The 17922-nt window shown below is 58.0% G+C and carries 18 protein-coding genes; 9 read left to right on the top strand and 9 right to left on the bottom strand.

The genetic code is table 11. The features are described from left to right. Positions 1–144 precede the first annotated feature (144 nt). From LYZ69_06755 to LYZ69_06735, 5 genes are all read left to right on the top strand, one after another. The gene (locus tag LYZ69_06755) at positions 145–1287 is read left to right on the top strand and encodes an Lrp/AsnC family transcriptional regulator (GenBank protein MDV3278149.1); all 1143 of its coding nucleotides are present in this window, start codon (positions 145–147) and stop codon (positions 1285–1287) included. 467 nt (positions 1288–1754) lie between these two features. After that, positions 1755–2897, top strand: a complete 1143-nt coding sequence (locus LYZ69_06750; GenBank protein ID MDV3278148.1) for a hypothetical protein — start codon at positions 1755–1757, stop codon at positions 2895–2897. 44 nt (positions 2898–2941) lie between these two features. Next, the gene (locus LYZ69_06745; protein ID MDV3278147.1) at positions 2942–3874 is read left to right on the top strand and encodes a Gfo/Idh/MocA family oxidoreductase; all 933 of its coding nucleotides are present in this window, start codon (positions 2942–2944) and stop codon (positions 3872–3874) included. A gap of 246 nt (positions 3875–4120) precedes the next feature. Next, entirely contained in the window at positions 4121–4642 is a 522-nt protein-coding gene (locus tag LYZ69_06740; GenBank protein ID MDV3278146.1) for a hypothetical protein, read from the top strand. After that, positions 4639–5133, top strand: coding sequence for an N-acetyltransferase (locus tag LYZ69_06735; GenBank protein ID MDV3278145.1), 495 nt, complete (start codon positions 4639–4641; stop codon positions 5131–5133). The genes LYZ69_06740 and LYZ69_06735 overlap by 4 nt, the downstream gene beginning before the upstream one ends. Here the strand turns inward: LYZ69_06735 and LYZ69_06730 are convergent. The 3 genes from LYZ69_06730 to LYZ69_06720 form a co-directional block, all read right to left on the bottom strand. Further along, positions 5096–5347, bottom strand: a complete 252-nt coding sequence (locus tag LYZ69_06730; protein ID MDV3278144.1) for a hypothetical protein — start codon at positions 5345–5347, stop codon at positions 5096–5098. The genes LYZ69_06735 and LYZ69_06730 overlap by 38 nt on opposite strands. Before the next feature lies 1 nt (position 5348). Then, on the bottom strand, positions 5349–6383 hold the full coding sequence (locus LYZ69_06725; protein MDV3278143.1) for a hypothetical protein: 1035 nt from the start codon (positions 6381–6383) through the stop codon (positions 5349–5351). Positions 6384–6444: 61 nt separating this feature from the next. Then, positions 6445–7401 carry a hypothetical protein gene (locus LYZ69_06720; protein ID MDV3278142.1) on the bottom strand — a complete coding sequence of 319 codons (957 nt, stop codon included), beginning with the start codon at positions 7399–7401 and terminating at the stop codon, positions 6445–6447. 269 nt (positions 7402–7670) lie between these two features. Here LYZ69_06720 and LYZ69_06715 point away from each other — a divergent pair, with 269 nt between their 5' ends. The 4 genes from LYZ69_06715 (at position 7671) to LYZ69_06700 (ending at position 10334) form a co-directional block, all read left to right on the top strand. After that, complete coding sequence (locus LYZ69_06715) at positions 7671–7958, top strand: OB-fold nucleic acid binding domain-containing protein (protein ID MDV3278141.1); 288 nt, start codon at positions 7671–7673, stop codon at positions 7956–7958. A gap of 47 nt (positions 7959–8005) precedes the next feature. Next, complete coding sequence (locus LYZ69_06710; GenBank protein ID MDV3278140.1) at positions 8006–8521, top strand: dual specificity protein phosphatase family protein; 516 nt, start codon at positions 8006–8008, stop codon at positions 8519–8521. A gap of 109 nt (positions 8522–8630) precedes the next feature. After that, on the top strand, positions 8631–9302 hold the full coding sequence (locus LYZ69_06705; GenBank protein MDV3278139.1) for a hypothetical protein: 672 nt from the start codon (positions 8631–8633) through the stop codon (positions 9300–9302). A gap of 6 nt (positions 9303–9308) precedes the next feature. Next, a complete protein-coding gene (locus LYZ69_06700) occupies positions 9309–10334 on the top strand; it encodes a hypothetical protein (GenBank protein ID MDV3278138.1) in 1026 nt (341 codons plus the stop codon). On the opposite strand, the gene LYZ69_06695 is transcribed toward LYZ69_06700, so the two are convergent. The 6 genes from LYZ69_06695 to LYZ69_06670 all read right to left on the bottom strand — a co-directional run bounded on the left by LYZ69_06695 (position 10287) and on the right by LYZ69_06670 (position 17917). Next, positions 10287–11627, bottom strand: coding sequence for a hypothetical protein (locus tag LYZ69_06695; GenBank protein ID MDV3278137.1), 1341 nt, complete (start codon positions 11625–11627; stop codon positions 10287–10289). The genes LYZ69_06700 and LYZ69_06695 overlap by 48 nt on opposite strands. Positions 11628–11742: 115 nt before the next feature. Continuing rightward, complete coding sequence (locus tag LYZ69_06690) at positions 11743–12936, bottom strand: hypothetical protein (protein MDV3278136.1); 1194 nt, start codon at positions 12934–12936, stop codon at positions 11743–11745. A gap of 116 nt (positions 12937–13052) precedes the next feature. Next, entirely contained in the window at positions 13053–14282 is a 1230-nt protein-coding gene (locus LYZ69_06685; protein MDV3278135.1) for a methyltransferase domain-containing protein, read from the bottom strand. 106 nt (positions 14283–14388) lie between these two features. After that, positions 14389–15954, bottom strand: coding sequence for a glycosyltransferase (locus LYZ69_06680; GenBank protein MDV3278134.1), 1566 nt, complete (start codon positions 15952–15954; stop codon positions 14389–14391). A gap of 119 nt (positions 15955–16073) precedes the next feature. After that, a complete protein-coding gene (locus tag LYZ69_06675) occupies positions 16074–16898 on the bottom strand; it encodes a hypothetical protein (GenBank protein ID MDV3278133.1) in 825 nt (274 codons plus the stop codon). A gap of 95 nt (positions 16899–16993) precedes the next feature. Further along, positions 16994–17917, bottom strand: a complete 924-nt coding sequence (locus LYZ69_06670; protein MDV3278132.1) for a glycosyltransferase — start codon at positions 17915–17917, stop codon at positions 16994–16996. Positions 17918–17922 lie beyond the last annotated feature (5 nt).

Here is a 17922-nt window from a genome sequence, read left to right as displayed (position 1 = left end):
GCGCCACCCACCTGTCGCGAGAGACGGTATTTCATACATGTAGGTATGCGTTTCGGCCACTGGGGAGAATCGCACCCGTTTTCGGAAATCCCATAGATTTAAGAAAGAATGACCACGACCCTGCTAACCCAAGCAACACCCACATTGTCACGCCTAGAGAGCGCCAAGAAAGACGTGAACGCGAGGACCGTTCAACTGGTCCAGCTCATCTCAGAGATTGGGCCCGACATACCAGAGATAGCGAGGAGGCTCGGGCAGTACAAGGAGTCGGTGAGGTACAGGTACAAGGAGAAGATTGTCGAAAGGGGATTCGCAGTCCAAGCGCTAGTCGATAACGAGAAACTTGGACTGCGGCAACTGGAAATGATTATTGACTTCCCAGGGGATTCCAGGGAATATGCCCAGCCAATACTTACTGCGATGAGTGAGCTCTGCTACGTTACCAGCTTCGAGAAGCTCTTCCCGAAGGGGAACTATCTAGTTGGCGCTGCAGTTCCGAATGAATTCGTCGAGGAATTAGCCCGCTTCATGAATGAACTCCAACGCAAGGGTCTATTCTCCAATATCGAGATTCGTGTGTTCGATTGGTTCAGGAGGTTCCCTATGCGAGCGGAGTTCTACGACTTCAACACCGGAAGGTGGAACTTCGATTGGTCAACGCGGAGCAGCAGGGCAACCAGCATGGCAGCATACTCCCCGTCCCAGAGGGCGAATTTCGACCTCATCGATTTGCTCATTCTGAAGGAACTCGACATCGACGCTTCCAGACCGCTGGTGGAAATCTCTAAGAAACTCAGGGTGAATTACAAGAAACTGGCCTGGCACCATAACACACACGTCATCGACTCTGGTCTAATCAAGGGTTACACCGTGCGCTGGCCGGGAACCAAGTACGACTACACGATTGACAGGGCGTTGCACAGGCAGCACAGATATTTCTGGGCGGACGTAATCGTCAGAGACTTGAGTATGGTGGAAAGGATGGAGTTGATGTCGAAGATTGACGGGTTGCCGTTCGTGTGGTGTGAAGCAGGTGGAAAGGATTACTTTGCCCAGCTGGCCTTCCCAGTCGATTTCTTCACTGAGGCCATGCAGCGCCTCGAGGGGATGTTAGGCCCGGTGAGGGAAAGGGCCGAATTGTACTTCATGGACCAAACTAATGCGCTGTCGTTCACCATTTCGTACAAGCTGTACGATCAGGAATCGAAGAGATGGACATTCGACAGACCAACTCTTCTGACAAGATTCGACGAGTTAATCTTGAAAATAAAGGAGAAGGGGGACTGAACGGCAGACCCCCTTGCGTTCTACTGTCCAGCTCCACCCTTCACGTCGAGCGGCCCCAAGTGGATGCCAAGAGCGGCGAATACAATGCTGGCTCCGGTCAGGGCCAACATGCCGTATCGGATCTTTTCGTCTAGGGTCATAGCGGATTGGTACAATAGCGAAGTGTTTAAGCTTAAGCCTCTATGCGTTTTCTAACATCTTCGTGACACGCTGGTAGTCACGGTCAGGAAAGTGCTCGCTTTGACGGTGGCCACCATCGCGGTCGCGGTGGTCGTCGCCTGCGTGGCTGCGAGGGCCAACCTTCCCATCTCAAACGTATCTTAGAATCCGCCGTTAGTTCGCGGCGAACTGCTGTCGTTCGAGACGGCCCAGTTAAGTTGACTGGACATCCACAACTACGAACTACCATCGTGTCCAGCCGAGGTAACAGAACCAAAGTATAATTACGAAGAGCCGAACAGTCACCATTGCCGATTCTCTTGCCCAAACCCAAGGTCGCGATGTACGGCCTGACGAGCGAGGCCTACAAGCTCGCTTCCGACCTTGTAGACAGGTCTCAAGTCACGATAGTAGACGAGACGCTCCAAACGGCCACGAACATGGACGCTGCCTTCCTCAAGAAGAACCCGAACTTGGAGCAGTTGATGAGCGAGGAGCCCCTCCTCGACGTAAGGCCGTTGGAACGCGTCCTGGGCGACGCTCAGCTCATCTTCTTCACGCCCCGGCTGCGAAGGCCCTCGGATGAATCAATCGTTGAGGCCGCCTCGAAGCTTCGGGACCTCTCGAAGTACCTCTCCAAGGGCGTGACCTTTGTCAACACCCTGCCGACGGGCCCGGGTGGGAATTCTGAGAACATCGTCATGCTCGAGAAGCAGACCGGGCTGAAGGTAGGCGATTCGTTCGTTTACGCGTACATGCCGCTGAGGCCGGCGGACCCGAAGCCCGCCGCCGTCTCGATAGCAGGGGGAGGGGAGAAGTCGCCCTTGGGCGCCCTCGGGTTCGCCCAGAGTTCGCAGAACATCTTCTCTGCGGAGCTGGAGTACGTCGCCTCAGTGCTCGAGCTAGGGCTCCAGTCTGTGACCGACATTGAGCTTGCGAAGAAGGCGAGGGAGGGGAGGGTGGCCATGCAGAGGGGGAGGGACGTGTACATCGACGACTTCGCCAGATACCTCTACGACCTCAAGGCAATCCAGGCGAGGGAGGAGACGGGCGAGTCGATATCGTACCTCGCGGGCGCGACTGTGAAGAGCCTGGAGAACTTCGGGAGGTACGTGGTGGACGAGGCGAGGGAGTTCCTGAAGGAGAAGGAGCTGAAGGCGAGCAGGACGAAGATCAACTTGCTCTGGACTCTCGACAAGTACGAGATGAGGTCCGACAGGCTCCAGATGGCTGAGAGCATCCAGCAAAGGCTCAGGGACTACGTGACGGATGTGGAGCTGGTTCCGGGCTCCAAGTTGGTGGGGAGCTCGGAGGTGCTCGACCCGATGAAGTACAACCTGGTCGTAGTGTGCTCCGCGGGTGACAGGGAGTTCCTGAAGCAGGTGAAGAAGGGGCGCAGGAACGTGGAGATGACGTCACTGCTTGCGACGCCGAGCCTGAAGAGGGAGTGATTGAATATCCCTATAACCAGTCCGAGGGAGACGAACGATAGAAGTTGCCCAGGGTAGGCGTCGTCGGCACGGGTGGTTGGGGTAAGAACCACGTCAGGGTACTGAACGAGCTGGACTGCCTCGCTGCCGTATGTGATACGGACAAGGCCAAGATGGAGACGTACTCGAGAAAGTACAGGGTCCCCGGCTACAGCTCGCTGGACGAGATGATAGGCAAGGAGAAGTTGGACGCGGCGACAATCTGCACGCCGGCTTCGACTCACTTCGCCTTGGCTTCCAAGACTTTGGGGGCGGGCCTGCACACGTTCGTGGAGAAGCCGATGACTACCAACTCGGAGGAGGCCGGAAAGCTGATCGAGGTCGCGAAGAAGGCGAACAGGACGCTGACCGTCGGCTACATCGAGAGGTTCAACCCGCCGATCGCCGACCTGAAGAAGATGATTACGAAGCGGGAGCTAGGGGAGCTGATACTCCTTGAGTTCCACAGGGAGAACAGGAGGGGCGAGAACATCTTCGACGTGGGGATAGTGAAGGACGCCTCCGTCCACGACATCGACACTGCGATGTGGCTCTTCGACGAAGAGCCCAAGCTGGTCTTCGCGCGCGTGGGGACCGTGAAGTCGAAGAACGAGGACTTCGCCACGATAGTGCTCGGGTTCTCCGGCCAGAAGACGGCGTTCATCGCGACCAACTGGGTCACCCCGAACAGGGTGAGGACGCTCTCGGCAGTCTTCTCCGGAGGGGTGGTCGATGTCGACTTCGTGAGCCAGCAGACCAGCATCCACGAGGAGGGCGGGACGCGCGTGCCCACGAGAGCGTTCCAGGAGCCGCTGACGCTTGAGCTCAAAGAGTTCACGTCCGCAGTGAGCGAGAAGAGGAAACCGCTGGTCACAGGGGAGGACGGGCTGAAGGCTACGCGGATAGCTGAGGCGGTACTCGCGTCCAGCACTTCTGGGACGCCAATCTACCTAAGATGAGAGTTTGAAACCAACAAACTACGTCGCACCTGATGCGAAGCTGGGAAAGAACGTCGGGATTTGAGACATTAGATTGGTAGCTAAAAGTAATGGTCGTGTTTTGCGTCCAGTGACTAGCCGACGAGAAGGTACTACTATCAGTCAGGAAGACTTCGCAGCAAACTAGGGGGTGCTCCTAACGTCAGGTGGACTGAGCGAGAGATTACGAAGTTAGGAAAGACCTTTCCGCGGGAGTCTCGACGTGAAATGATGAAATTGTTTCCGGGCAGGACTTGGTGGTCAATTGAAGGCAGAGCAAGACAGTTGGGTCTAAGAAGACCCGAAAAAGAACCCATTTCAAGCTCGCTTTTCCGCACAGGTGATGTGGGATTCTCAGCTGGAATGATCATAGCAGATGGAAGTGTCATTGAGAGTTGGATTTCCGCCGGGAGTGTCAGAAGCAAGCTTGAAGGGGGAGGAGTTCGACCAAATAGATACTACACGATGCCCCAGGTCCAAGTATCGATGGAAGACAAGGCATCATTGGACCGGCTAGCCCGGATGTGGGGCGCTCGAGTGAATTTCTGTCAGAAGAGTTCTGTGGGAAACGATGTGTGGAAGGTATGCGTCCACGGCACGAAGGCTTATGACCTTCTAAAACTGGTGTTACCTTACCTAGCAGGAGAGAAAAGGGAAAAGGCATTGTATCTTCTCAAGAAATACAGATATAGGAAATCATTTGTCTCTTCCGAGCCCAAGAAATTCGTGGCTTTTGGTGGAATGAAATGAGGGGAGGAGAGGGGTCTGTCGTCTCAAAGAAGGCTAGGATAGGGAAGAACGTAATCATTTGGAATCTGACTTACGTTGGCCCAAAGACGGTAATCGGCGACAACGTGAAGATAGGGTCGCTCGCGCACATCGACTACGACGTCAGGGTCGGGAGCGGGTCGAAGATAGAGGGGAGCGTTTACATCCCGCCTCTCTCTAGAATCGGCCGGAACGTGTTCATAGGGCCTGCAGCCGTGCTAACCAACGACCCGTACCCTCCGAGCAAGCGGATGATCGGAGTAACCATAGAGGACAACGCGGTAATCGGGGCCCGAGCTGTGATCAAGGCAGGAGTGACTGTGGGCAAGGGGAGCGTCGTGGCCATGGGAGCCGTGGTCACCAAGGACGTCCCCCCGGGAATGGTCGTCGTGGGCGTCCCGGCCAGGGTGGTGTACACCCGGCGCGAGTTCGACGCTAAGATGAAGAAGTGGGAGAAAGGCGCTTCGTCATAGCCCTGACGTAGAGCTCTGTCAGGGAGATTATCACTACGAACCAGAGCACGCCGAGGCCGAATGTGAGACCCAGCTTCAGTAGTGCGATTGCAGTGAAGACGCCGAGACTGTGGATGGGAGGCCCTAGCGGCAGTATCACACCGAAGAACACGTACGTCTCGGCGATGATGAGCAGCCAGGCCACGACGGCGATCCCTACAAGCGCTAGTCTCAATTCAGAACACCCACGTCAGTATCGAGGTCATCACCGACAGGACGCAGGCCGCAGCTGTGAGCTGCAATACTTCGCCGACGAGCTTCTTCTCTGACAAGGGACCTGCGAGGAGCATCATGCGCGCGAGCGTGATCGGAGCCGAGGAATCGGGCGTGGCGTAGAGTCTTCCGTCTTTCCCCATGAACGTCGGCCTGGCTGCCATCTTCCTCCTCTCGACGAAGCCGCGGACGCTGGAGAGGATGTAGAACGAGTTCAGTATCGCCGGAATCATGGCTACGACGGCAGCCACCTCGACGCCGCCCGTGATGGCGAGGGCTGCAAACATCGCGCCAAAGACAAGGCTTCCACTGTTCCCGTCGAAGGCGCGCGAGGGATACCTGTTGAAGACATAGAACCCCGCTGCGATGGCTAGGAGAGGCAGGGTCGCTGCTACTCGGGCCAGAGAGAAGCCAGACGTGAAGTAAGCGTGGAGGACGACTCCGAAGGTCAGTGCGAGCGTGGACAGGAAGGCGAACCCGGACACCTCTCCGTTGAACGCATCCATCATGTTGAACGCGTTTGCTACAATCGGGAACGCAGCTATGACGAGCAGTGTGTAGATGGTGAAGTGCTCGCCGGTCGGGCCGAGGATGGGGAGGGTGAGCCTCGCCTCGTACAGGTCGGGTTTGAGTATGACGGATACAACCAGCGGGGCCGCGGCGAACAGGAGGAGAAGCGGCTTCGCCATGCCGCCGAGTTCAGAGAGGTCGTCCCAGATACCCACTGCGAACGCGACAGCCGCGACACCCATTATCGCGAGCGGGACTACCGACCCGTATGCCAGGTAGACGACCGCCTCTCCGATGATGGCCGCTGCAAAGACTACCGGTCCGACTGGGGACGGGACCTTGGTCGCAGGCTGCTTGTGGACGTCGTCGACAACCTTCCCCCTGCGGATGAGGTAACGAATGTAGGAAGGCATGACGAGCAGCATCAGGACGAAGGGTGCCAGGAAGGACAGGGCGAGGAGGCCGAGGTCAGCGCCGCTGAAGGGCAAACTTGACCACCCGCCAGTGTTTTCTACTTAAGTCGTTTCGAGCGTTTGCGCCTCGGTTCAGTCAGGTCCACGGCTTCTGGCCGTCGGTGATCTTGGTTTCATCCGGCACTTCGCCGGCATGCGCGTGCACGCGGGAAATTGACATCGCAAAGAAAGAAGAGAACAGGAAGGCCAGTGATTGGATTGGGTTCATGGACTCCAGTATGAAGAGCAGCGAATACGGCGTGTTCTGGTAGACGACGCCATTGGAAATGGTGACTCCCGTCTGCCCCGCAGGAAGGGTCCAGAAAGACTGGCCGAAGAGCGCTACCGACATGACCACCCCTGCTATCGACCCGACATAGGCGCCCACAAAAAGCAAGCCGAGATACCGGAAGGGCCGACCGTCGACCGGAATCCTGCGACCAAGATAATAGAAGACGGCGAGTTGGACCGGGGGGGACGCAGACACCTCCAGGAGGAAGAAGAGAGTCGGTACCTGAAGTCCGGGGAACGAGAAAAAATAAAGCGGGAAGGCGCCGAAGGAGAAGCCCCCCACCAGACTGAAGCCAAGCGCCACGAGCGTGACAGCGATGCTTCCTCTGCTTTGGGTTTTCGGAGGACGGGCAACGGCCCGTGAAAGGCTCGGGAGTGCGAGCCCGCTGAATGCGACGAAGAGGAAGCTGAAGCTGCTTAACACAGACAGGACGTAGACGAATGAGAAAGGGATGGTGAAGCTGTGGTTCGGTGGAAAGGCGAAGGAAAGTGTCCGACCCAAGGCATTGCCGAGGAGCGCACCGCCGTATATCGCGAGTACGCTCAAGCCGACCCCGAACGGCAAGAGATGCCGCCTTCCCAATGAATAGAATACAAGAAGAGTCAGAGGATAGGTCACAGCCAGCATAGCCCAGTCAATGGCCAAATGGGTGGAATAGGCGAGGTGTTGAACAATCTCATACTGCCCGAGAAAGCCCAGCACGGCCCCCAGTAAGAGGGACGCAGCGAACAGTACGGCCGCGGCCCCCTTGGACGACTTCATCTCCGAGTTGACACATGCGAAGCTATTTGACCTTTCGACGTGGGTGTGTCAGAATCTACCGCGTTGCAAGATAGTGGTAGCTGTGTATAGGGTTCACTGCGCTTAGGCCGGGAATCTCATCCGTCTTTGGCCACGGTCGGCAATGATTTGAGATTTCGTTCAATCATTTGGGAGCACAATCCGGGCCACCGCCCAGAGACTTGACATGACCTCGCGTCTTCAAGTCGCTCAACGTTAAATATGCCACCGGGCCGACCGAGGAGAGACAGATGAACATCAAGGACCTACGCGACGGCATGAGAAGGGTAGACGCAGAGGGCGAGATAGCCGAGATGGCCGAGCCGCGTTCAGTGAACCTGAAGAGCGGGGACCAGGCGAGGGTTGCAGACTGCACGCTGAAGGACGAAAGCGGGCAGATTAAGCTCTCGCTGTGGGACGACCAGATCGACCAGGTCAGGGTGGGCGCGAAGGTGAGGATAACGAACGGCTACACCAACAGCTTCAGGGGAGACCTGCGCCTGAACGTCGGACGCTACGGAAAGCTAGAAGTGCTGTAAGGCTAAAAGGCAAAGCCGCATTCTCGTTTTCTGCTGGTCGTGAGCACATGGGTACTACAGGGTACATACTGCGCAGAATTCGGGCAGGAGTAGCGGACAGACCGACTGGCTTCGTGTGGGTCCAAGACGCATTGGCAGCTTCGGGATACCTTGCCTCCAAGAGGCAGGTCGCCTGGGTTGGCGGACAGGGAATCCAAAGAATCTTGACACTTACCGAGTTTCCTCTCCCGAGCGAGTGGGTCGCCGACTTCGAAGTGAAGCACGTGCCCATGAAAGACCACAAGCCTCCGAGCGACGCTTCATTGCTCGAAGCGTCAGCGTACATCGACGAGAGCGTCCGGGCAGGAAAGAGGATACTTGTGCACTGCCTCGCTGGAAACGGAAGAACGATGTGTGCGGTCGCGGCCTACCTGATCAGAAGCAAGGGAATGAACGCGGACGACGCGATTACTTTTCTCAGGCGAATCAGGCCGGGAGCTGTGGAGAGGCGCCAGGAGGTGTCCCTGCGCGAGTTTGCTTCTCACCTCGGAGAGAGTGTGGTCAGAACTTCGAAAACCGGATAGCCGGACTAGATCATCTCTGCCACAAACGGGCGGTGAAGAGGTTCAACAGCTGATTCTGAAGACTTCATGAAGAAAGCACATTAATGGCTCGACTGGCGTTTCCGAGATATTGGACAGACTTCGGCTCTTGGTGGTTGCGCTGGCTGTCGTCGTCGTTATCGAGTCGGCGTTCATCTCATTTCCGTTAGTCCAGTCCCTCGGCAGCAGGCCTGTCCAGTACAAGGCGGGGAGCCCCGAAACCCACTCGTTCCAGTTCGGGCTGTTCAACCAGCCGATCTCGAACGACACGGAGCAAGAACTGAAGTCAAGTCTCAACGGCTCGTGGCTCGTTACGGTGCAGAATACGCTCCTTGCTTCTTCTCCGAGCCGCTCGATGGAGGCTCAAATTGCCTTCGCACCACCCTATCCTTCGGAGAACCTTTCCATTCCGACGATCATAGTCCAAGAACGAGCTGATGGCCTGCTCCGCGTCGAGTATTACGCTCAGAGCTGGCCGAACTCGTTTGGGTTGGTCCTCTACAATTCGACGTCTCAGAGTTGGAGTGGAGGAACCAACGTAACGCTTCGGTTCGTGAGCTTCGGTCAGCCCTCGGCGATAAACCCGTCCATTGCACCGCGGCCCAACGGGAACCTGACGATAACGGTCGGAGGGACGACCGTCGTTTCTGACTATCCAATCGCGTGGGCCTCGCTCGCAGACTTCTACCTCTACGGCCTCCCAGGGTCATCGTACCTGGGTGGAAACCTGACGCTGACGGTTCAGAGCCTAACTAGGAGCTGAACCCGCATGATAGGCGTGTTGCTTGGGTACCTGCTGCTTTCTGGGGCGGTCTATGCTTACGCAACCCCCGGAGCTACTCTGACCCCTCCTTCCGGGTTTCAGGCTTCGAACCTCGACCCAAACATCAACTCCCCCCTCAACAACCAAATCTACGACCCGAACTTCATCCCAGGTTTCGAGATGGGGCTGCAGAACGTCTCGATAGGCTGGAGGACAGGAAACGGATACGCAAAGATAGGGTATTCCGTCGGGCCCTGGGCACGCTCAGAATCCACCATTCCTCATCTCGCCGTGGGGCCGCAGTGCTGCAATTTCTTCGAGGTGCCCCACACCCAGCAATTCAGGCTGCCGGCATGGGGAGACTACTACTACGTCAGGGCGGGCTTCGGTCCTCCCGGCGTCAACGTCCAGAACTACACGACAAACTTCGGGGTTCCTGCGTACGTAGGCCTGAGGACCGACTGGAACTGGACAGTCAGTCTTGCCCTCAACTGGACGGAGCCCATCCTCCTGAACAGAGGCAACGAGTGGGCCGCGGTCGGTATCGTTGCAACACAATATGTGCCGAGCCTCCCGGGGAAACTGGCCTACACTGAAGTGAACTTCTGGATGGACCCCAACAGCTCCTCGGTGGTGAAACCCTACCCAGATGGAGTTTCCAGGGCTGTGTCGCCCCCTAACCTGGTCACGTATCATCCTCTACAGCTCTCTCAGAGTGGCAACCTGACGGTCACCTTGGACATGTCTGCTTACCTCAGGGACACTCTACAGAGCTTGGGCCTGACGACGCAAGGGTCAGAGCCGCCTGTCATATCCTACGTCTATCTGAACGTCGAGGGTTACAACGTGAGGTGGGATTCGACGCTCTGGTGGTTGGGCGTCATGGCACCGTCGCAGGGCGGTCAAGCCGGGGCTCCGGGACTCCTGTACGTCTTCGCAGGTGCGGTCGTGGCAGCGAGCGTCGTCTGGATGTACTACCGATTGTCAAGGAGAGTTGCGAGCTCGCCTTCTCTCGACCAGCAGAAGAAGTAACGAACCCAATAGCGCGGCGACAGCGGCAGAGGCTACAACGATGAGGACGAGTTGGGCTCCGTTCGGTTCCGCGGTGTGTTTCCCGCCGGCGGTCCGGAGCGGGACGGGATACGAAGACTCTGAAAACGGTCCGCTCGCAGTGAGCTGCACTCCCAGCCTTGGCTGCTGGCCAAAGTCGAAGAAATCAAGGGGCAGGTTCGAGCTGGCCACTCTGTCGTTGAGAGGGGCCAAGTTCCAGTTGTAATCGATGAAATGCAGGAGAGAAAGGTGGCTGAGCAGGAGGTGCGAGACGTAGTTGGTCTTGCTGTATGGGGAGATTGCGAGGAGAAGCACCCTCTGTCCAAGCCCGACGAGCTCCCTGGAGAAGTTGTGGTCTATCGTGAACTCCACGGGTGGGGTCACGTGGTCGTAAAACCCGCCCCCTTCGTCCCAGGCGATGAAGACGGCAGTGGTGTCCCAGTACGGGCTCTGCATGACCCTGTTCACGATGGAGACGACCCACGTTTCGCCAGTGGTTGGGTTGAAGGGAGGATGCTCGGTCAGGTTTGAATTGCCGAGCGAGTTGACGAAGCTGACCGAAGGCAGGCCCGAACCTGCGTCAAGTTCGCTTAGCAGGGAGGAGATGTTGCGTATTCCCGGTTCCGGGACAGGTAGACCGGATATGTAGTTCATGGGGTACACCGAAGGAGACCCCGCTGGAACGTTCAACAAGTCATAGTAGCCCCACGTCAGGCCGGCGGTGGTCAGCTGGTTCATGATGGTGCTGTTGTACGCCAGGTACGGAGGGGGGCCGTAGTTTTCGGAAACTGCGGTGTCTCCTGAGAACGTGATTAGGCGGTTTGGCGTGGTCTCGCTGAGTACAGCGGCGTAGTAGTTGTCTGCGAGGCCGTACTCTTCAGCGTAATCCCAGTAGGCTGGGATTGAGTGATAGTCGAAGTAGACCATCGACTGAGGTCCCGAAGTGTTCGGGAAACCAGAACCGCTTGCGTAGTCGTTCTCGTACGCCAGCTGACCCTCGACTGGGTTTGCTGGAGACGTGGTGTTCGTCAGACGGGGCGAGAGACAACCTCTCCCGTATTGGACGCAGACGTGGTCAGGTATTCCATTTACGGGTTCGAGTTTCGACGTGACGTTGTTGACAAGAGTGCCGTTCGCAGTGGGATAGGTCCCGAAGTAGTTGTCGAAGGAATGGTTCTCCTGCATGATGACTATCACGTGCTTGATGGGCGTGGCCGTACCAGTTGACGGGTTCATGTCGAAGACGCCCAGCTGGGGGGCGAGGAGTAGGACCAACGCGAGACATAGCCCAGCTCTTCTCACCGTGCAGACACCGACCAGTTCATGCTTCTGGAATACGAAGACCGCCGGCCTGTCACGGGACGTTGGCGTGCCGTTGCCCGTGCAACCTTCAAGCCTTTAGCGCCCGTTGGCCCTTGTACGCCCGTATCTCGGAGTAGAGCGACCTGAGGTAGAGCAGGCAGAAGGAGGTGAAGGCAAGGCCGCAGGCTATCATGGCTCCGTACCTGACATCCCCGGAGAGCCCCGATGTGAGAGTGTTGTTGAGGTAGGTGTAGTAGACTGAGAGTGGCGACAGGAACCTAGTGAAGTAGATGTTGTTGAACACGAAGAAGACGAACACGGTCAGCCACAGACCGTTGAAGAGCCTCCACCGCTTGGGCCCGTTCCAGTACCTGTCTATGAGCCCGAGACCGAGGAAGTAGACGACGTACTGCTCGTTTATGCTTATTCTGGTCAGATAGAAGATGAGCGTCGAGAAGAGGAGGACGATAACCAGGTATTGCTGGTTTATCCTGTCACGGCCGACCCCTAGCAAGCAGAATGCGTAACCTGCGAGTATCCCGACTATCCAGGCGTATCCAAACCAAGTCATCGCAAGGGCGACCGAGGGCGAGATCGGCAGGAATTGGGACCAGACGTAGGCTATCACCCAGAAGTTGGCGCTGTTGGATATCTTGTTTACCGTGCTGAACCCCGTGGCGAAGAGTCTCGCGAGGCTCCAGTTCTGGAAGACCAGGTATGGGGCCAGCGAAAGCGTGACAGCCACAATGACGGCAATCGAGAGGTATGCCAACCGCCTCGAAGTGGACTTCTGGCCCGCGGCGAGCCCTGGGAGGAATATCAACGGTATTCCCTTCAGAAGGACGCCCATCCCCTCGGACAGCGAGCTTCTCGTCGTGCTGGACAACGCGAGGAGGGAGAAGAGCACCAGGGCGAGGGTGAGCTGGTCGAAGATGCCCCAGATGGAGGAGAGGACGATGGTGATCGGACAGAGCATCCAGAAAGCGAAGGCCGCGGTGGCGTCCCCCTCCGAGGATCGTAGTCGGATGATCTTGTAGAGGAGGAAGGCTGCGACGAGGTCTCCTATGATCGTCTCCTGCTTGATCAGGAAGTAGTAGAGGAACCTGTTGTCGACCCCGATGAGGAGGTAGAGCCTGTAGACTGCAGCTTGGATCAAAGCCCAGAGGGGAGGGTATCCTATCGAAGGCAGGATGCCCGTGCCGGGTATACTCAGGCCGTTGATGGGCTGCGTGGCGAGGGCGTAGGGGTCCTTCCCCATTGAGACGTAGTAGCCCAGCCTCACCCAGATTTCGAAGTCGTACGGGTGGGCGGTCCAGAACGAGAAGGCTTCCCTGATGGCGACGCCCAGAGCGAGGGCTGCGCGGAACGAGATTCTGAACAGGGGGCTGTCAGCTCGCCTCAGGCTAGCTTCTGGAAGACGAAAAGCGTTTGATCTCCGAGCCTGTTGAAGGGTGGCCTCCCGGCGAGGACCTTTTCGAGAGCCTCCAAGGGGGAGAGCACGGCCCTGAGCCTGACGTAGTAGTTGCTCAGGTAAGCGGGAGGAAGGAGGGCGGGCAGGGCCATCATCTCCCTGACCCTGAAGAAGGGCTCGAAATGGCTCGCAAAATCCGACGGTGAGTAGTACGTCGAGGGTATGTCCATGCCGCCGACAGAGACCATCGTGGGCTGCCGCACCCTCAGCATCGCCCTGTCGAACTGGAGGAGGAAGGCGTGGATGGCGACCTCTGAGAGGCACAGAATGTTCCGCACAGAGCAGATGAAGTGACCCCCAGGAGGGAGCAGTTCTGCGAGGCCCGCCACGAAGGAGTCCAGCTTTGGTTCGCAATTCAGAGCGCCGTTTAGCGAATAAGCCACGGAAGCCCTTCCACCTTCGAGATAGGATGCCGCGAGAGCTATCTCGGCAGCCCCGAGCCTGAGAGGGATGACGTTGGTGGCCTTCCTCGCCCGCACTTTGGTCCCGAGGAGGGAGACCATCCTCTCGGAGATGTCGGTGGCCACTACGGTGCGGACCGACTTGGCTATCTGAAGAGTCTCGGCGCCGGTGCCGCAACCTATCTCCAGGGCGGCGTCTTCTTTCCTGAGGTATCTGTCGAGGACCTCGAGGGAGCGCCTCCTGATCCAGGTGTTGATGAAGTTGCGCGATATCGTGAAGTCGTACTCTTCAGAGGCCGAGTCGAAGGCTGCTGCGACGTCGGTGTAGTAGTCCCGCCCTAGAGATTTCCAACTGCGGTAGTCCACCTTGGTGTCCGATTCTCCTGAACCTGCGCCTTTGCGCTCGGGTCGGCCGGCAAACTCGAGGAGGAGACATGCCGTTGCGTCACCGTACCAGCGGTTCACGATTCGGTCGCCATACTTCTTCTTGAAGAGGTCGTATGTGGACTCGGCCTCCTGGGGGCTGGCTCTCCGGACACTGCATGGGAAGGAGAGTTCGCCCACCCTGACCCTGGCCTGGCCTGACGAGAGGGCGTTGAGCACCCAGTCGCTCCGCGGAGCTGCACCGAAAACGTAGAATCCTCGGCTCGAACCCATGAACCTCACCTCGACCACGTGAGGCAGTTTGCTCGTCCTACCGGTGGTCACCACTTTGATGGTCGGTGGCGATTCGAACGCAGGAATCTCTTCGAGCATGCCTACTTCACTTTCAGGTAGTCGTACATTGTCCTCATCTTGGCGTGCCTGACGGACTCGTAGACGCAGCGGTCCTCGCCCTGAACCGTCCACAATGTCCGACAACTTAAGCATCTAGCCGACCCCCGGAGCCAATCTTCTCCCTCAGCGTCAGATATAGCACGAATGAGTAACCGGTGAGGTAGACCAGAAGGATTGGAAGGATTCCCAGGTTCTTGGTAATGAGCGCCCACACTGAGGCGGTGGAGGCGAGGACCACTGCTCCCGCTTCGAGAGCGGTGGTGGTGTTCAGGGAAAGTTGGTACTTCTTGTCTTGCCAGGTCTCTCCGGAACGGCTGATGGCGTACTTCGGAGTCCGCGAGAACGTGCCCGTCTCGCTCGAGAAGAGGCCGCTGAGAGCTTGGACTGAGTTGCTGATGCTGATCCCGTACCCGAGGATCACGAGCAGTATTATCTTCTTGGCGTTCTCGAGAATCCCCAGTTTCTGCACCCTCACCGCCTCAACGCAGTAGAAGAGAACTGCGAATGTCGACATGGCGATGAGTATGGAGAATACAACCCAGGGCGCAACCTGGAGGCCGACCATCACGAGCCCGATGGACGAGCTACCCTGCACGACCGAGGGTATGGTGATGTTCACGCTGTACTTGATGACGTCAATGGAAAGGAAGTCAGCGGCCACAGCAATCAGAAAGGAGGCGATCATCAGGGGGTGGACGAGGTAGTAGGTCAGGTGGACCGCGGCCTGAGTCTTCTGGCCCAACGAAAGCCTCTTCGAACTTGCGATTTGACTGAAGAGCTTCTTGGCAGTCTGGAGCGAGCCCCTAGCCCACCTCCCCTGTTGGCGCTTGAGACTGGCGATGGTAGGGGGGAGCTCTCCCGGAACCTCCAGGTCGTTGAGGTAGACCCCCCTGTAGCTGGTCAACTGCAGTCTGTAGCTCAGGTCCAAGTCCTCCGCCAGCGTATCCGCGGCCCAACCCCCGGCCTCCCTGATGGCCTCCGCCCTCAGAACCCCTGCGCTCCCGTTGAAGTTCATGAGATACCCGCTCCCGTTTCTTCCACGCTGCTCGAGGAGGAAGTGGGCGTCCACTCCTATGGCGAGGGACTCTGTGACGGTGTTGTAGTGCCTGTCCAGATGGCCCCACCTGCTCTGGACGAACCCCACGGTTTGGTCCTGCTCCAGAAGGGGGATTGACCTGTCCAAGAAGTCGGGCGGAGGGACGAAGTCGGCGTCGAGCACTGCGACATACTTCTCCTTCGTCGCGTTTAGGGCGGCCTGCAGCGCCCCCGCCTTGAACCCCGACCTGCTCCCTCGCCTGATCACCTCGAACCCCAGGCCCTTGGCCCGGTATTCTGCGACCAGTCCATCGATGACCGAGCTCGTCTCGTCGGTCGAGTCGTCGATGACGTAGACCTTGACCAGGTCCCTGCCATAGGTCTCCGCGAGCACTACGCATACGGCCAAGAGCCTGCCGACGACATAGAGCTCGTTGTAGATGGGAAGGTGAACGGCGACCGTAGGTCGGTCCAACATCGGCCCCGCTCGGGATGGCCTGTAGCGCCTCGCCCTTATGGTGAGGTGCAGGGTGTTGAATCCGTACACGAAGAAGGCCCCGCTCAAGCAGATTGAAACCGCGAGGAGCACGCCTCCGACCGGGAAGCTGATCAGCACCGCTGTCCCCTCCGAACTAGGAACGCCGGCTTCGGTTCAGCGGAGGGGAACCTGGGCCATCTCGTCCCGGTTCTTGCCAGTCTCAGAGCGAATGATGTTGCCTCTGCCATGAGACATCGTCATTGAACTCCGGGGCTGGCCTTGAGCGTGGCGTACGCCCGCCTGAGCCTGGTGTACCTGTTCGACTCGACTATGAGATGGTCCAATCCCATACGGAGGTCGAAGGCATCGTCTTGGCGCCTCTGTTTGGCCAGCTTCCTGTTTAGGAGGTTCGACTTCACCTTGATGTAAGCGCCTACCGTAATGTGCAGGAACCTGTCGAGCACTGCTGTGGCCCACGAAGGCTGCGCAGCGGTCCCGCGAAGGCCATTACCTGATTCCAGTTTGGAGGAGTAGAGGGCGGGGTAGTAGAGCGAAATCCAACGCGCCCTCCCGAGCAGGTCATGGTACGTTCTCTCCCCCTTCAGTACGAGAGTCACGAGGGCGTCGCGGGCGAAGAGCGAGTCGCGCTTCTCCGAGAACAGGCTCACGGCGAAGCTCTCGTCCATGATGCAGCTGAAGCAGATTTGGGGCGACTCCGGGTTGGCCAGTCGAAAGGCCCGGGCCAGCAGGAGCGATTTCGCCAGCGAGAGCCACATCGTTCCACGGCTAGCGATGCAGAACAGGTCGAGGTCCGAAGACCTCGAGGCCGACCGGTACGACGTGGAGCCGCTCACCGCCACCACCTGCATCACCTCCCGCCCTAGAAGAGGAGCGAAACGTTCCGCGTACGACAGGTTTGTCTTTGCCCTTCTCCTGCTCCCGAGCTCGGTGGAGAGGACAGGACTCTCGGATTCGGCGGTTCTCTCGGTCAGGTATCCGGACCGGAGCTCGAACTTCGACCGGAGGAAAGGGGCCGAGTTGATGGCTTCGACCAGTTCGGGTTCAGACGTCCTTTCAGGCAATAGTGGAAGCAACTCGTGAAGCGAGAGGAGGGAACCGTTGCTCTTCGCCACCTCGTACAAGAGGCAAATTCGTTCCACGCTCTGTGTCGAGATGGTCAGGTGTACCGCCTCCAAACGGTGTGACGCTTCGAAGACCTCAGGCTGTCCCAGATGGAGAGCACTGCTGCCGAGACTTCAGTGACCAACGCCACAGGCAGAACAAGGATGGATCTCGGGTTTCTCGCGACCGTTCTGGCGAGAAGGCGCAGGGCAGTCAGGGGAGCAATGAGTATCAAGGACTCGATGGTCCTCGGGGGCGTCCCGAGGCGACGCCAGACCTGCGCGTGGCCGAATAGGATCCTTCTTCTCTGACCAATCACGTCTGCCACCCTGCCGGGTGTCTCGATGTGAACCCTGGCCGGGGGACAGAACTTGACCTTGTATCCGCGCAGGCGGGCTGTTCCAGCGATGAAAGCGCCATCGTTCACAACGCCCGCAGGGAGCCTCGTCACTATCGAGGACCTGATAACAATGAGCTCGTCGCTTGCGTGGTTGGACAAGTTCATGTGATTCAGCGCCAGAGAGGATTCGTTGTGAGCCGTCCACACCAGGTCAATCAGCGACGAGGTCATATTGGCTCTTGAGTCGAAGATGGGCATCGCAGATACGCATCCGACGCTCTCATCTTCTGAGGCCACAGAGAGGAGCTTCCGGACGGAGCCGGCCTCAGGGACTGCGTCGGAGTTGACCATGACGAGGAACTCTCCGACTGTGTTCTCGACTATCCTGTTTATCGCCTCGGCCTTTCCCCTTCTCTCGGGCTCGGTTATCAGGAGGATTCTGGAGTCAGAGTCGGCCATCTTTCGGGCTTCGGAGACGACGTTCTTGTCGCAGCCGCTGGCCACTACCACCAAACTCTGAAGCACGAAGCCACCAAAGTCTTCCGCGAGGAGGAAGGAAAGTAAGGAGGGAAGGTTCGGCGAGGAGTCGGAGGCGCAGACGCCTATACTGAACCCTAAGGCAGGTCTGGAGACTTGCATTCCGA

Source organism: Nitrososphaerales archaeon, from assembly GCA_032906765.1.
GTDB lineage: Archaea > Thermoproteota > Nitrososphaeria > Nitrososphaerales > Gagatemarchaeaceae > DASPPF01.
This window is presented reverse-complemented; position numbering and strand designations above follow the sequence as displayed.